Here is a 14661-nt window from a genome sequence, read left to right on the forward strand (position 1 = left end):
GTTGGCAGCTCAGCAGTGCGGTGCACGGCGTGTCGGGCTGGTCAGCTGCCAACGATCAAGGGCGCGAGTCACGAGCCGGACCGACATCGGGACTCCGCCTCTGCTCGGCCGGGGACTCGCTAGCTACCTAACGTCCCAATCTCGCTGATCTCGGTCCCAAGGGCGGGACAAGCCCAGACCGCTCGGTCTCCGCGCACCACCGCTGCCAGGGGGTGGCTATCGGGATGCTGGGGACAGGGCGGCCAGTTGGTGGCGCGGCCCAGCGACCACAGGGCCTCCACCGCCCAGTCCTGAACTTGGTCGGCGAGCGCGACGACCTGTGTCACGGCTGGTAGTCCGAGGTCGACCGAGATCCCCTGGCCGGAACCGTCGGAAGCGTAGAGGAAGGCGCTGGCGGTCTGTGGGTCCTCTCGCCACGGCTCATCGCGAAGATCGGGCCGCACCCCGCCAGGCTTCCCGAGATCGGACAAGATCGGCTCCAGCGCCGCCGCCAACTCACGTTCCACAACTGGATTGTGCCTGAGATGCCGACACCACCTGCGGGTATCACGACGGCGGGGCCACGGTCGCCCGTGACCCCGCCGTCGATGGAGCTACTTCGTGGCCGGCTTCAGGCAGAGCACCCGGTTGGTGCCCTCGCCCGGCAGCACCACGTGCGGCTGCGTGGTGTCGGTGCACTTCTCCTTGGCGTCCACCTTCGAGACGATCGTGAACGCGCCCGCCTCGCCGCAGTCCGCCGCCGAGGCGCCACCCTGCCCGGACTGCTTCACGCAGGTGCCGACCGCCGGGTCGAAGGCCGGCGTGTCGTCCCCGCCGACCTTGCCGAGCAGCAGCAGCAGGCCCAGCGGCACCGCCAGGATCAGCACCGCGGCGATCAGCACCGCGGCCAGCACCCGGCCGTTGCGTACCTTCGGCGTCGGTGCCTCCACCTTCGGCTCGTCGGCGGCGTCCGGCTTGAACGCGTCGAACCGGCCCTGGTCCGCGGGGCCGGCCTCCTGGCCCCAGGACGGCGCGGGGTGCGACGGCGGCGGGAATGACGGCGGGAAGCCGCCACCCGGCACCGGTTCGGTCGCCGGCCCGGCGCCGAAGCCCGGGCCGCCGGAGCTCGGGCCGCCGGAGCCCGGGCCGAAGTTCGGCGCGCCGAAGGCCGCCGTCCCGTTCACCGTCGCGGCACCGGCCGCAGGCGACCCAGGGCCGCCGAACTGGTCCACCGGCGGCTCGGCACCGGCGTGCGGCCGGGTGCCGTTCACCGGCCTGCTGTTGCCCGGAGCGTCGACGAAGGACGGCACACCCGGTGGGAACGCCGGCGGTGCCGACGGGGCCTCATTGAACGCGTTCGGTGCGGGCTGCCGCTCGTCGAAGCGCGGATCGGCCGGGGACTCGCCGCCCCAGCCGGGCCCAACCTGCCGCTGCACGTCGTTCTGCCAGTCGGGCGCGACCTGGCGTTGGGGCTCGTTCTGCCAGTCGGGCCCGGCCTGCCGCTGAGGCTCGTTCTGCCAATCGGGGGCGACCTGACGCTGCGCTTCGTTCTGCCACTCCGGAGCACCCTGGCGGTCGGCGCCCGGGTCGCCCTGGAACGCCTCCGGCTCGGGCTCGGCCTCCGGCTCGGGCCGAGCCGGGCGGCCGTACACCCGGGGTTGCGGTGTGGCCGTGCCGGTCGGTCGGATGGCCTGGTCGGTCGGGGGCATCACCCGGCTGGCCAACGGCACCGAAGCGCTCGCCGTGGCCCGGGCCGCCGCGCCAGCGGCCGACTCGGCGTCCGACACCGGTACGACCGCGCGACCCGCTCCGGATTCCGGAGAGGTACGCGGGGCGGGCACCACGGCACCACTCGCGGAGGGGTCCTCGGCGCGGCCGCCGTACTGCGCGGCGGCGTCCGGGGTCTCTCGCTCGGCGTAGCCGGGCTGCTCGGGGATCGGTGCGAACTGGGCCTGCGCCGCGTAGTCGGCCGGCGGTGCGGCGGCCAGGCTGGCGCCCGGCACGCGCTGCTCCTGCGGGGGCAGCGGCACGGCGTTCGCCGGCGAGATGCCCGGCGCGGGCCCGGGCTGGTAGGCCGGTGCCTCGTCGCCCCGGTCCGCCTCCCAGCCGCCACGGGACTGGGCGGAAGCTTCCGCCTCCGCGCGGCCCCACACCTCGCCGGGTGCCCACGGCTCGACCTCCGGCACGCCGGAGTTGCCCTGCGCGCCGTCGGTGCCAGCAACGCTGGCGCGGGCCGGGAGGTTGCTCTGCTCCGCAGGGGTCCACCCCGCCTGCGCCGGCCGATCGGTCGGCTGGTCGGGCTGTGCGAGCACCCAGTCGGGCTGCTGTGCACGGCTCTCGGCGCCGCCCCAGGCAGCCGGCTGTGCGGGCTGGTCCTGCCGCGCGTCGCTGCCGTCGTTCCACCCGGCGGGCTGCGCCTGCTGCGCGGCCCACCCGCCGGAGTGAGCCGGGTCGTCCTGCGCCGGCCAGTTCGTCGTTGGGGCCGGCACCTGGGCCGCGCCACGGGCCGCGTTCGGCGGGGCGGTCTGACCCCAGCCGGCGGCGGGCTGCTCGGTCGGCTCGGCTGGCTGGCCCCAGGCCGGCGGCGACTGCTCCGCCGGAGTCCACACCGGCTGGTCGTCCCGTGCGGTGTTGCCGGCGGGCCAGCCACCGCTGCCGGCGGCCTGATCCTGCGGAGCGCCGCCGGACCAGCCAGCGGCCTGCGGCGAGTCGGCTTGCGCGGATTCGGCCCCGCGCCAGTCACCGGCGGACGGGTTGGCCTGCGGAGCGCCGCCACCCCAGCCGCCGGCGCTGGCCGGGTCCTCCTGGGCGGGCCAGGCGGCGGTGGCCGGGGGAACCTGCGCGGCGCCTCGAGCGGCCGGCTGGACCTGCACCCAGTCCGGCTGTTCAGCGGGGGCGTTCGGGGTCCAGGTGGGGGCGGGTGTGCTCTGCTCGGCCGGCGTCCAGCCCTGCTGCTGCGCTGCCCAGGGGTCGGGCTGCGCGGGGGCCGGCGCGCCGTCGTTGCCGGGCCACGCGCCGGGCTGCTGCTGCGGCGGCTCGCTCGCGCCACCGCCGGCGGCCCAGGCGGGCTGCGCCGGGTCGTTGGGCTGCGGGGCAGCGGCGGCACCCCAGGCGGGGGCCGGCGGCTGCTCGGACTGAGTCGCCCAGGCCGGCGCCGACGGGTTGGGCCGCGTCGGGGGCGGGGGTGCCCAGCCCAGGTCGGGGCCGGCGGCGTTCTGGCCGTTGTCCGGCTGCGCCGGGCGGTCGCCGTACGGCGCCGGTCCGCCGGCGCCCGGTGACACCTCGTCCGGCTCTTGGCCGGGGCGGTGCGGGCCCTCGGACGTCATGGGTACGCCTCCTCCATCACATGTCGGCTCGCCGGTGCCGATCGGTCTCCTCGGCGGGGCTGCCGGCGTCACCGGCGTACCGCTGTGCCGGCTCCCCGCACGGTATCGGGTGGTGGCACGACACGTCCAAGGAGCACTGGCCGTCACTCACCGTGGCCGGTTGGTGTCGAGCAGCTTCTGTCGGCTCGGCCTCTGCCGGGTCGGCGGGCGGCGACCGAAGCCCACCGTACCGGGCGCTGCGGCAGGGCGGAATCCCGGTGGTGGGTGGCCGGGAAACGCCGATGGCCCACCCGGTGGGGCGGGTGGGCCATCGATCTGGAGGAGGTGAGGAATGTCGTGGAGCGTCAGCTCATGTGACGCTGGGCGATGACGAGGATTTCCTCGCGGACCGCCGGACTGTTCGCCGAGCGCAGCGCGTGCTCGATGGCACGGGCACGGCGGCTGGCGTCGCGGTGGTTGCGGATTCGCTCGATCATGCTCATTGGTGGGTCCCCCTAGCTATTCGGTTGTCCGCCCCTGATGCATCTATTCAACCGCAGAAGCCGGCGAACTTCCATCGATTATTAGGTGAGCTGAGACACCTGCCTAACAATCAAAGGTCAACAGGTCGCCTGGCCGACGGTTCCGTTGCCCAATGGACACGGCCGGTGTGCCGGGTGTTAACCCGTGGCACACCGGCCGTGGCTGGCGTTCCGAAAGATCAGGTCCAGGCGAGCAGCGCCGCCTCCGGGTCCGTGAGGAAGTCGCCGATGTCCCGCAGGAACTTCGAGCCCAACTCGCCGTCGATGATCCGGTGGTCGAAGCTCAGCCCCAACGTGGTCACCTGGCGGGCCTTGACCTTGCCCTTGTGCACCCAGGGCATTTCCCGCACCGCGCCGAACGCCAGGATCGCCGACTCACCCGGCGGCAGGATCGGCGTACCGGTGTCCACACCGAAGACGCCGACGTTGGTGATGGTCAGGGTGCCGCCCGACATGGCCGCCGGCGAGGTACGCCCGGACTTCGCCGTCTGCACCAGGTCGGTCAGCGCGTCCGCCAACTCCCGCAGCGAGAGTCGGCCGGCGTCCTTGACGTTCGGCACGATCAGACCGCGCTCGGTGGCCGCCGCGATGCCCAGGTTGACGTACTCCTTGACCACGATCTCGTCGCCCGCCCAGGTCGAGTTGACCATCGGGTGACGCTGCACCGCCAGCAGCACCGCCTTCGCCACCAGCAGCAGCGGCGAGACCCGTACGTCGCGCCACTCCCGCCGGCCGCGCAGCCGGTCCAGTGCCTTCATCGCCCGGGTCACGTCGACGGTCAGGAACTCCGTCACGTGCGGGGCGGTGAACGCCGAGCGGGACATGTTCTCGGCGGTGAGCTTGCGGACGCCCTTGACCGGGATGCGCTGCTCCCGGTCGGCACCGAAGCTGGGCGCGGTCGTCGCGGCGACCGGCTCGGCAACCACCACGGCCGCACCGCTCGCGGCCCGCTGCACGTCCTCCCGGGTGATCGAACCCAGCGGCCCCGACCCGGTCAACGTGCCGAGGTCGACCCCCAGGTCCTTGGCGAGCTTCCGCACCGGCGGCTTGGCCAGCACCGCTCCGCCGCCGCTGGCCCCGTTGCGTCGATCATGGACTTGTGGCGCCGGAATCGCGGGGGTCGCAGCTGGTTCGTCACCCAGCACAACTCCTTGATCGACCCCAGCGGGGATGGGCGCCACGGCCTGCGCGGGAACCGTGCCCTTGCGGGGCCGACGCTTCGCGGCGGTCGTACGCGGGCCGTAGCCGACCAGCACGGCGGTCCGCCCACCAGGGGCCACGCCGCCGATCAGACCGGGCTCGACCATGCCCTCGGCCGGCGCCACCTGCACGGCGGCCAGCGACGCCGCCGACGGGGTGGGCAGGTCACCGTCGGAGGCGGCCGTGGTCGACGGCTCCTCCAGCGGGCCGGCTCCCGGGTCGGTGTCGATCGCGATGATCGGCGTACCGACCTCGACCGTGGTGCCCTGCGGGTGGTGGATCGCCTGCACCTGCCCGGCCCACTTCGCCGGGATCTCCACCGCCGCCTTGGCCGTCTCCACCTCGACGATCGGCTGGTTCAGCTCGATGGTGTCGCCGACCTCGACCAGCCAGGCCAGGATCTCACCCTCGGTCAGCCCTTCGCCCAGGTCGGGCAGGTTGAACGTCTTGATCCGGGACATCTCGCTCACCAGCCGAAGGTGCGGTCGACGGCGTCGAGCACCCGGTCGAGGTCGGGCAGGTACTCCTCCTCCACCCGGGCGGCCGGGTAGGGGGTGTCGAAACCGGTCACGCGCAGCACGGGCGACTCCAGGGAGTAGAAGCACTCCTCGGTGATCCGGGCAGCCAACTCGGCGCCGAGGCCGATGTTGGACGGCGCCTCGTGCACCACGACCGCCCGGCCGGTGCGCTTCACCGACTCGTACGCCGAGGTCAGGTCCAGCGGCGAGAGCGAGCGAAGGTCGATGACCTCCAGCTCCCGGCCGTCTTCGGCGGCGGCGGTCGCCGCCTCCAGGCAGGTCCGCACCATCGGGCCGTAGGCCAGCACGGTCACGTCGGTGCCGGGCCGCACGACCCGGGCCGAGTGCAGGGGGTACGCGTCGGACAGCGGCGCGTCCAGGTCGACCGGGCCCTTCTCCCAGTAGCGCCGCTTGGGCTCCAGGAAGACGATCGGGTCGTCCGAGGCGATGGCCTGCTGAATCATCACGTACGCGTCCTGCGGGTTGGCGCAGGTCACCACCTTCAGGCCGGCGGTGTGCGCGAAGTACGCCTCGGGTGACTCGGAGTGGTGCTCGACGGCGCCGATGCCACCGCCGAACGGGATCCGGATCACCATGGGGATGCTGAGCCGGCCGCCCGAGCGGTAGTGCATCTTCGCCACCTGCGACACGATCTGGTCGTACGCGGGGTAGACGAAGCCGTCGAACTGGATCTCGCAGACCGGCCGGTAGCCGCGGATGGCCAGACCGACAGCGGTGCCGATGATGCCGGACTCGGCCAGCGGGGTGTCGATCACCCGCTGGTCGCCGAAGTCCTTCTGGAGCCCGTCGGTGATCCGGAAGACGCCGCCGAGCTTGCCGACGTCCTCGCCCATGATGACGACCTTGGGGTCGTTATCCAGGGCGCGGCGCAGGCCGGTGTTGAGGGCCTTGCCGAGGGTGAGCGTCTCCGTGGCCATCAGTGGGCGCTCCCCTCGAACGACTCCATGTAGCGGCTGAACTTCGCGCGCTGCTCGTCGAGCAGCGGAGACCCGTTCGGGTAGACGTGGTCGAACATCGTCACCGGTTCCGGGTCCGGCATGGCCAGCACCCGCTCGCGCAGGTGCACCGACTCGCGGCGGGCCTGCTCGTCGACCTCGGCGAAGAAGCCCGCGTCGGCGATCTGCTGCTTCTCCAGGAAGGCCTTGACCCGGGCGATCGGGTCCTTGGCCTGCCACGCCTCGACCTCGCTGGCGATGCGGTAACGGGTCGGGTCGTCGGAGGTGGTGTGCGCGCCCATCCGGTAGGTGTACGCCTCGATCAGGCTCGGGCCCTGCCCCAGGCGGGCGTTGTCCAGCGCCGTACGGGTGACCGCGTACGAGGCGAGCACGTCGTTGCCGTCCACTCGTACGCCGGGGAAGCCGAAGCCGGCGGCCCGCTGGTAGAGCGGGACACGGGTCTGCCGCTCCAGCGGCTCCGAGATCGCGTACTGGTTGTTCTGGCAGAAGAAGACCAGCGGCGCGTTGAACACGCTCGCCCAGACGAACGCCTCGTTCACGTCGCCCTGGCTGGTGGCGCCGTCACCGAAGTAGGCGATCGCCGCCTCGCCGTCGTCGGTACCGGTCTTGCCGTCGATGGTGATCCCCATCGCGTAGCCGGTCGCGTGCAGGGTCTGCGCGCCGATGACGATCGTGTACATGTTGAACTTGAACTCGTTCGGGTCCCAGCCGCCCTGGTTGACACCGCGGAACAGGCCGAGCGGCATGATCGGGTCGATGCCCCGGCAGTAGAGGACGCCGTGCTCCCGGTAGGTCGGGAACGCCATGTCCTGGGCGCGCAGCGCCCGCCCGGAGCCCACCTGGGCGGCTTCCTGGCCGAGCAGGCTGGCCCAGAGGCCCAACTCGCCCTGGCGCTGGAGTGCGGTCGCCTCGGCGTCCAGCTTCCGGACCAACACCAGGTCGCGGTAGAGACCGCGGTACTCCTCGTCGGTGAAGTCGACGCGGTACTCGGTGCCGTCCGGACCGGTGGCGCTGTCGATCCGTTCGCCTTCGGGGGTGAGTAGCTGCACCAGCTCGGGGTCGCCGGCCGCGCCCTTCTTGGAGCGGGGTGCGGCCCGCCTGCTGCGGGTGGTGCCCCCGGGGTCGCCCTTTGCCATCGGTCTCTCCCTGTCGTGTCTGCGTCGGCACCGGGGGGTCACCCGGCCGCGCAACTCGTGCGCCTGTCCGGCTGCTGCCGGACCGGTTCCTGGCGGCCGCGCCTAGCCCCGGTGGGGGTTGCCGCACGGCGTGATCCGGGTTCTGGCCGAACCCGGATCGGGAGCGCCGGCGCCGGGCCGCGCCTGCCGCGAGGGTGCGCGGAGGTCACGGCTGCGTTGCCGTCGTGCTCCATATTCGCAGAGCAGGTGAGCGCGCCCACAGTACGCCTGCCCCGCATTCCGACCGCCCACGCTTTGCCGCCGTTTGTCGCCATCATGCCGGCCTGCGTTTGCGATGCGTTACGGCGCGATTCGTCACCGTTCGGCTAGCCCCGCGTGTCGACACGCGGTGGAGGTTGGCTGACGGAGGGTAACTGGGTCAGGCTGATTCCCGCTGGATCGCGCCTAACAGGCTGTTTGCCGGGTTTCTGCCCGACGGCGTCCATCCATGTCCTTCGACGGCCGACGACAAGGGGTGTGCGGTGCACGAGCCAGGTGATGATCCCGGCACACCAGCGCTAGGTCGGCACCGGTCGACGGGTGGCTATCGCCGGGTGGTCGGCGTTCACCGGGCCCCCGGTGCCGCTAGCCCCGCGCGGGGTTACCTGCTCACCGTCGCGTTGTTGGCCGGGACCGCGTCGATGCCCATCCTCGCCGCGATCAGCGCGGGCTCGGCCACCCCGGGCAGCACCGCCCTACCGGACAGCAGCACCCCGTTCATCCCGGGCCCGTCCGTCGGGCCGGTGGTGATTCCGCTGCCGATGACCAGCCAACCGCCGCTCCCGCCGCCGAGCACACCGAGCGTCGTCCCGATCAGCGGCTGGTTGCCCGCCGCTCCCGCTCCTCGGCAGGCACGGGAAGGGCCGGCCGCGAGCGATCCGGGGACGGTCCGGCGGGAGACCACCCCGCCAGTGGCGCCGAAGCCCACGCGCGGCACCTCCCCGCCCGTGCCCCCGCCCGTCGCCTCACCGTCGCCGACCGGATCACCGAACGATCCCGACCCGACCGACCCGCCAGACCCGGATCCCACCGGCCCGACCGACCCACCGGACCCGGACCCGGATCCAACCGGCTCGGCCGACCCGGACCCGACCGACCCGGATCCGACCGGCTCGGCCGACCCCGATCCGAGCCCGACCTTGACGCTGGACCCGACGCCCACGCTCGACCCGACGTCGGGGCCGACCGCCACGCCGACCAACGGCTCGACCGCGACCGCCGTGCCGACCAGCACCCGGTCCGTGCCGGCCCCCACCCCCAGGCCGCCCGCGACACCGACCCGCCGGCCCAGCCCGGCGATCCCGTCACCGTCGCCCGTCGCCTCGACGCCCACCGTCGGCCCGGCGCCGCTGGCCGGACCCAGGCACCCGGCGCTGTCGCCGGCGGTACGGTGACGATCAGGCGCGGCCCAACCGGCGCCGGCGGTGTTCGGCGGTAGGCGCGTACCGGAGGGGGTGCCGTGGGCGGCGGTGCGGAACTCCGCCCGGTCACCACCCGACCCGGCCCGGGGTTGCGGATCGCCCGGCTGGTCACCGAGGTGACCGCACCGGCGGTGCTCGTGTCACTGCTGATCCTCACGGTGAGCTGGCACAGCGCACGCCGCCCCGCCCAGGGCCTGCTCTGGGGTCTGCTCGCCACGCTCTTCGTCACCGGCATCCCGTTCGCCTACATCGTCGGCGGGGTACGCCGTGGCCGGCTCACCGACCACCACGTCGGCCGTCGGGAGCAGCGCCGGGCGCCGCTACTGGTCGGCCTGGCTTCGGTCACGGGAGGGCTCGCCCTGCTCGCCGTGCTGGGCGGGCCCCGCCCGGTGCTGGCGCTGGCCGTGGCCGGGCTGGTCGGCCTCGTGGTCACCGTGTCGGTCAGCCACTGGTGGAAGGTGTCGATCCACTCGGCGGTGGCCGCCGGCACGCTGGTCATCCTGATGCTGACCCTTCGGGACGCGGCTGATCGTCGCCGCGCCGCTGCTGGCGGTGGTCGGCTGGTCCCGGGTCCGGCTGCGGGACCACACGGTGGCACAGGTGCTGGCCGGAGCCGTGCTCGGCGCGCTGATCGCCACGGTGGTCTTCGGCCCGCTGCGGTAACCGGCGGGGCGTACCGGCGCGGGGGCGGGCGGCGCGGGGCCGCCCACCCCCGGATGCCGTCAGGCGCCGTCGTCGGCGAGGCGGTGCCGGTTCGCCTCGATCCACGCGTCCAGCGCGGCCGGGTCGTCCGGGTCCACCCCGTCGGCCATCAGCTGGGCCACCGCGGCGGTGGCCGGGCTGCGCCGCTCGCCGGTCGAGTAGAGGCGGGCGAACTCCGGCACCATCTCCTCGATCGCCTCGTCGGTACGCGTCGTCGCCGCGTCGGGTAGCCCGCGCTGGCGCGACGCGTACCGCGCCCAGGCCCGCAGCACCCGGGGCAGCATCGCCGCGTCGTCCATGTCCAGCACGGCCCGGCGGTGCACCCAGTCGAGCAGGAAGAGCCCGGACACCGCTGGGCTCCACCGCATCGGGTCGGCGTCCGGGAAGCTCGCCGAGTGGTCCAGCAGCAGGCTCAGGCAGAAGTGCAGCGAGGCCAGTTCGGGGCCGTCGACCGCGTCCAGCCCGAAATGGGCGGCCTCCGGCGCGGCGAGGAACCGTCGGACCAGGTCGGTGCGCTCGGCGGCGGAGAGCGGCTCGACCTCCACCGGACCGGTCGGAGCGGCCGCGGTGGGCAGCACCGCCAGCCGGGCCCCGACCAGCGCCCGGTCGGTGGCGAGGGACCCCTCACCGGGCAACTCGCCCAGGTCGTCGGTCACCGCCAGGTGCCGGGCCACCTCGCCCCGCAGCCGGGCCGGATCTTCGGTCCGGAACCAGGTCAACTCGTCGTCGGCGCACATCTGCCGGACCTGGTCCAGGATCCGTTCGGCCGGCCCGCCGACGAAGATGTCCTTGGTGATCCCGATGTTGTGATCCACCAGGGCCACCAGCGCGTGCTCCGAGCCGCCCGACTCGTCGTCGTAGGCGAAGGTCGCGAGGTAGGAGGTCTGGTCGCCGTACACGTCGCCGTACGCCCAGGTGCCGGTGAGGTGCACCCGGCCGAGCTGGGTGGTCCAGCTGGGCGCCTGGCTGCCCGGACGCACCCGCTCGGTGCCCCCGGCGGTCGGGACGAGCGTGGCGAACACCTGCCGGATGGTGGTCGCCGCCGCGATCCGGCGGCGGGCGGTGGCGGCGAGGAAACCGGTGACGAACTCCCGCATGGCGGTGTCGCGGTCGGTCTCCGCGATCGCGTAGACACTGCCCAGCAGCGCGCTGCCAAGCATCTCGGCGTCGAGGGCGGACTCCAGCTTGGTCACGTCGCGTGCGGCGTGCAGCACCGCGTCGTAGGGGGTCTGAGGCGTGGCCATGCTTCGACCCTACGCCGCTGCGGGCGTACGGAGAGCGGTAGCGGGCCGGGCGGAGCGTCAGCGGCGGGCGGCGTCCCGCAGCGCGTCGCGCGCCTGCGCGTACGAGCCGAGCACGATCCGTACCGGTGTCAGCACGTACTCGTCGCCCACCTGGGCGACCCGCGCCGTCAGCCGCTGCTCGGCGCGGGCCCGGGCGCGCCGGGCGGCCCAGCGCACCACCGGACGGGTCAGCGCCGCCACCAGCAGCCCGGCCAGCAGGCCGCCGAGCAGCAGCAGGGTCGGCAGCGGCACCTGACCGACCATTGGATTGTCCAGTGCGGGCAGGCCGAGCGCCCGCAGCGCGTAGCCGAGCACCAGCCAGCCCAGCCCGACCACGGCGGCCAGGGTGACCAACCACTGCACCCCGCCGACGATCCGCCACCACAACGGTCGACGGTCCAGGCCGAGGTCGGTGCCGGCGATCGTGCGGTCCAGGGCGTCCGGCAGGTCACCGAGGCGGGACCGGGCGGCGGAGGTCACCGCGCCGGGCCAGGCGGCGGGTAGGTCGGTGGCGGCCCGGTCGGCCACCGCCCGGATCGCGAGGCCGAGCGCCGAACGCTGGGCCGCCGTCGGGTCCGGAACCGACGTGGCCGCGACCAGACTCTCCGCCGGGTCGGCCTGGTCGCCGCTGGGGCCGGGCAGGTGCAGCCGACGCAGCGGGTCGGGTCGCAACCGCCGCCAGCCCCGGACCACGGGCCAGCCGGTGGCCGCGCCGGCCCGGTGCCGGTACGCCCGCTCCACGGCCTCGGTCACCGCCGGCACCCCGGCCGCCCCGGCCAGCGCCCGGTTCAGCCCGTGAATCGCCGCGTCGTCCGGTCCACCCGCCGGCCGGGCCGAACCGACCAGCTCGTCCAACCCGGCGACGACCGTGTCGACGTCACCCGCGAGCCGGCGCAACGCGGCCTGCCGCTCGGCGACCGTGCGCTCCAGGGCGCTGCGCAGCCCGACCATCCCGGCCGGATCGATGGCGGTGGTGGCCAGCAGGGGCACACCGGTCAACCCGTCCGTGTCCAGCAGCCGACGCAGGTCGTCCAGGACCCGGGGCACCTCGGTCGGGGGCAGCCGGTCGGCCTGGTTGAGCACGACCAGGGTGACGTCGCGGTGCCGATGGAACTCGCGCAGATAGCTGTCGTGGATGACCCGGTCGGCGTACTTCTGCGGGTCGACCACCCAGACCACCTGGTCGACCAGACCGAGAAGGCGGTCCACCTCAAGCCGGTGGGATCGCTGCACCGAGTCGAAGTCGGGCAGGTCGAGCAGGATCAGCCCGTGCAGCGCCGTCTCGTCGTCCGCGTCCAGCGCACTCTCCCGGACGAACCGATGTCGGGGCAGTACGCCGATCCAGTCGAGCAGGTGGTTGGCGCCCTCCAGCGGCCCCCACACGCAGGCGTGGGTGACCCCGGTGGTCGGTCGGCGGACTCCGACCGGCGAGAGTTCCAGCTGGGCCAACGCGTTGAAGAGGCTGGACTTGCCGCTGCCCGTGGCGCCGGCCAGGGCGACCACGGTGTGGTCGCGGGACAGCGCGAGCCGGGTGCCGGCCCGTTCGACCAGGGTGTGCGCGGGCACCAGGTCGGAGTCCGGCAGCAGGCCGTCCACCGCGGTCAGGAACCGACGTACCGCGTCCAGCCGGGCGATCAGCGCGTCGGCGTCGACCCGCTGGTCCCCGCGGAACGCCTCGCGTACCCGGCCGGCGATGTTGCTCACCGAGAACCCTCCTCGCCGCCGGCGGACAGGCCGCTGCGATGGCGGGCCAGCTCGACCCGGCCGGCGGCCCGGCGTAGCCCGTCGCCGGCGTCCGCGGCGGTGCGGGCGTCGGCGGTGCGGCCGAGGAAGCGGTCGGCCTCCGCGTCCAGCAGCGTCCGCACCCGGGCCAGCAGGTCGGTGCGGGCCTTGGCGGCAAGGGTACGCACCGCCTGGTCGCCGAAGATCGCCTGAAGGACGGCCTGGGCGGCGACCGTGGTGCCGGCCCCGGTGGCCAACTCCAGCCCGGTCGGAATGAACGCGGTCGAGGCGAAGACGGCGATCATCACGGCCAGGCCGGTGGCGTTGACCGCGTACGCGGCGGTGCGCGCCACGAACCGCTTGTCGCCGCCCTCGACCCGGACCAGCTCCAACACCCCGCGTTGCCAGTCGCGGACCATGCGTTCGGCGCGTTCGGGTAGGTCGTCGCTCGGGTGGGCGAGCGCCGGCTCGAGCAGCCCGGCACCGGCCGGGTGCGCCTTCCACCCGGTGTACGCGGATTCGGCGGCCTCCGAGGCCACCCCGCGCAGCAGCGTCACCAACTGCGACTCGATGGCGTTGCGCAGCTCGACGGCGGGTGCCGGTCGACCGGTGACGGCGGCCACGACCCGGTCGCGTAGCCGGCCGATGCGGGCCTCCAGGGTGCGGAACAGCTCGCCGGTGCCGACGAACTCCTGCCAGCGGGCGAGCACCTCACCCCGGAGTAGCCGGCCGTCCTGAAGCCCCTGCTCGACGGTGCGCTCGGCACCCCGGTACGCGGCCCGGACCCGTTCGTCCAGCCCGTCGGCGGCGGCGACCTGCTCGTCGGCGGCGTCGGCCAGACCCTCCACGGCGGGGTGGAGTGCGGCCAGTGCCCCGTCGAGGGTCTGGCGGACCACCGCCGCCCGCGCGTCCACGTCGGCGGCCAGCCGGGCGAACCAGTCGGCCAGCGGTGCGGTCACCCCCTCGGGCAGCAGACCCTGACCGTCGACCCAGGTCTCCGGCAACACGAACAGCGGCGCCCGGCCGAGGTCCTGCTCGGCGAGCATCTCGGTCAGGTGCGCGGCGATCTCGTCGGTGGCCTCGGCGGGCACCCGGTCCAGCACCATGGCGATCACGGCGCCGCGCGCCCGGGCACTGCGCAGCAGCTCCCAGGGCACCGCGTCGGCGTACCGGGCGGCGGTGGTGACGAAGAGCCACAGGTCGGCGGCGGCCAACAGTTGGGTGGCGAGCGCCCGGTTGGCGTCGACGACCGAGTCGATGTCGGGCGCGTCGAGGAAGGCCAGCCCGGCCGGCAGCGCCGGGGCCGTGACGAGGTGCAGGGCGCGCGGATCTTCGCTCGGCTCGGTGGTGCGGGTCAGCCCGGGTAGGAGGTCGCCCTGCCGAAACCAGGCCGCGTCGGACGGGTTGCAGACCAGCACCGGTGAGCGGGTGGTCGGCCGGAGCACGCCGGCGGCACTGACCCGGGCCTTGACCAGGCTGTTGACCAGGGTCGACTTGCCCGCGCCGGTGGAACCGCCGACCACCACGAGCAGGGGGGCGTCCAGTCGGGCGAGCCGGGGCAGCAGATAGTCGTCGAGCTGGTCGGTGAGGGCGGTGGCGGTGTGCCGGGCGGAGCCGGCAGAGGGCAGCGCGAGGGGATAGCGGGTCGCGCCGATCGCCTCCCGGAGGCCCGACAGTGCGCCGGGGAGGCTGTCGTCCCCGGTGGTGGCGGGCGGCTCCTCCGCGACGTCCGGCGGGTCGGTGCGGGCTGCGACGGCGGGCGCGCCGGAACGGGTGGCGGGATCGCCGTGCGTCGTCACCGCTAAAGCGTGCCCGACCGATGCAAGGGAAGACAACC

General features: G+C 74.0%; 12 protein-coding genes. 1 reads left to right on the plus strand and 11 read right to left on the minus strand.

Going from position 1 to position 14661, the window contains the following annotated elements; translation table 11 throughout:
• Positions 1–119: 119 nt before the first annotated feature.
• The 8 genes from ACIBF8_RS15430 to ACIBF8_RS15465 all read right to left on the minus strand — a co-directional run bounded on the left by ACIBF8_RS15430 (position 120) and on the right by ACIBF8_RS15465 (position 9616).
• On the minus strand, positions 120–506 hold the full coding sequence (locus ACIBF8_RS15430) for a hypothetical protein (protein WP_396783497.1): 387 nt from the start codon (positions 504–506) through the stop codon (positions 120–122).
• Positions 507–593: 87 nt separating this feature from the next.
• On the minus strand, positions 594–3305 hold the full coding sequence (locus ACIBF8_RS15435; RefSeq protein WP_396783499.1) for a hypothetical protein: 2712 nt from the start codon (positions 3303–3305) through the stop codon (positions 594–596).
• 344 nt (positions 3306–3649) lie between these two features.
• Positions 3650–3787 carry a hypothetical protein gene (locus ACIBF8_RS15440; RefSeq protein WP_278136804.1) on the minus strand — a complete coding sequence of 46 codons (138 nt, stop codon included), beginning with the start codon at positions 3785–3787 and terminating at the stop codon, positions 3650–3652.
• 218 nt (positions 3788–4005) lie between these two features.
• Positions 4006–5487 (minus strand): dihydrolipoamide acetyltransferase family protein, encoded by a 1482-nt coding sequence (locus tag ACIBF8_RS15445; RefSeq protein ID WP_396783770.1) that lies wholly within the window; start codon positions 5485–5487, stop codon positions 4006–4008.
• Positions 5488–5492: 5 nt separating this feature from the next.
• Entirely contained in the window at positions 5493–6482 is a 990-nt protein-coding gene (locus tag ACIBF8_RS15450; RefSeq protein WP_396783501.1) for an alpha-ketoacid dehydrogenase subunit beta, read from the minus strand.
• Positions 6482–7657, minus strand: a complete 1176-nt coding sequence (gene pdhA / locus ACIBF8_RS15455) for a pyruvate dehydrogenase (acetyl-transferring) E1 component subunit alpha (RefSeq protein ID WP_396783502.1) — start codon at positions 7655–7657, stop codon at positions 6482–6484. The genes ACIBF8_RS15450 and pdhA overlap by 1 nt, the downstream gene beginning before the upstream one ends.
• 640 nt (positions 7658–8297) lie before the next feature.
• Positions 8298–9029 (minus strand): hypothetical protein, encoded by a 732-nt coding sequence (locus ACIBF8_RS15460; RefSeq protein ID WP_396783503.1) that lies wholly within the window; start codon positions 9027–9029, stop codon positions 8298–8300.
• A 332-nt stretch (positions 9030–9361) separates the two neighbouring features.
• Positions 9362–9616, minus strand: coding sequence for a hypothetical protein (locus ACIBF8_RS15465; RefSeq protein WP_396783505.1), 255 nt, complete (start codon positions 9614–9616; stop codon positions 9362–9364).
• A gap of 53 nt (positions 9617–9669) precedes the next feature.
• Between ACIBF8_RS15465 and ACIBF8_RS15470 the strand changes: the two genes are divergently transcribed.
• The gene (locus ACIBF8_RS15470; protein WP_396783507.1) at positions 9670–9780 is read left to right on the plus strand and encodes a phosphatase PAP2 family protein; all 111 of its coding nucleotides are present in this window, start codon (positions 9670–9672) and stop codon (positions 9778–9780) included.
• 59 nt (positions 9781–9839) lie between these two features.
• On the opposite strand, the gene ACIBF8_RS15475 is transcribed toward ACIBF8_RS15470, so the two are convergent.
• Genes ACIBF8_RS15475 through ACIBF8_RS15485 form a run of 3 tightly spaced genes read right to left on the minus strand, consistent with a single transcriptional unit; the run spans position 9840 to position 14623 of the window.
• Positions 9840–11063, minus strand: a complete 1224-nt coding sequence (locus ACIBF8_RS15475; protein WP_396783509.1) for a hypothetical protein — start codon at positions 11061–11063, stop codon at positions 9840–9842.
• A 57-nt stretch (positions 11064–11120) separates the two neighbouring features.
• The gene (locus ACIBF8_RS15480; protein ID WP_396783511.1) at positions 11121–12806 is read right to left on the minus strand and encodes a GTPase; all 1686 of its coding nucleotides are present in this window, start codon (positions 12804–12806) and stop codon (positions 11121–11123) included.
• Complete coding sequence (locus tag ACIBF8_RS15485; protein WP_396783513.1) at positions 12803–14623, minus strand: ABC transporter; 1821 nt, start codon at positions 14621–14623, stop codon at positions 12803–12805. Before ACIBF8_RS15485 ends, ACIBF8_RS15480 begins: the two co-directional genes overlap by 4 nt.
• Positions 14624–14661: the final 38 nt, after the last annotated feature.

The organism is Micromonospora sp. NPDC050276, from assembly GCF_044459545.1.
Classification (GTDB): domain Bacteria; phylum Actinomycetota; class Actinomycetes; order Mycobacteriales; family Micromonosporaceae; genus Micromonospora.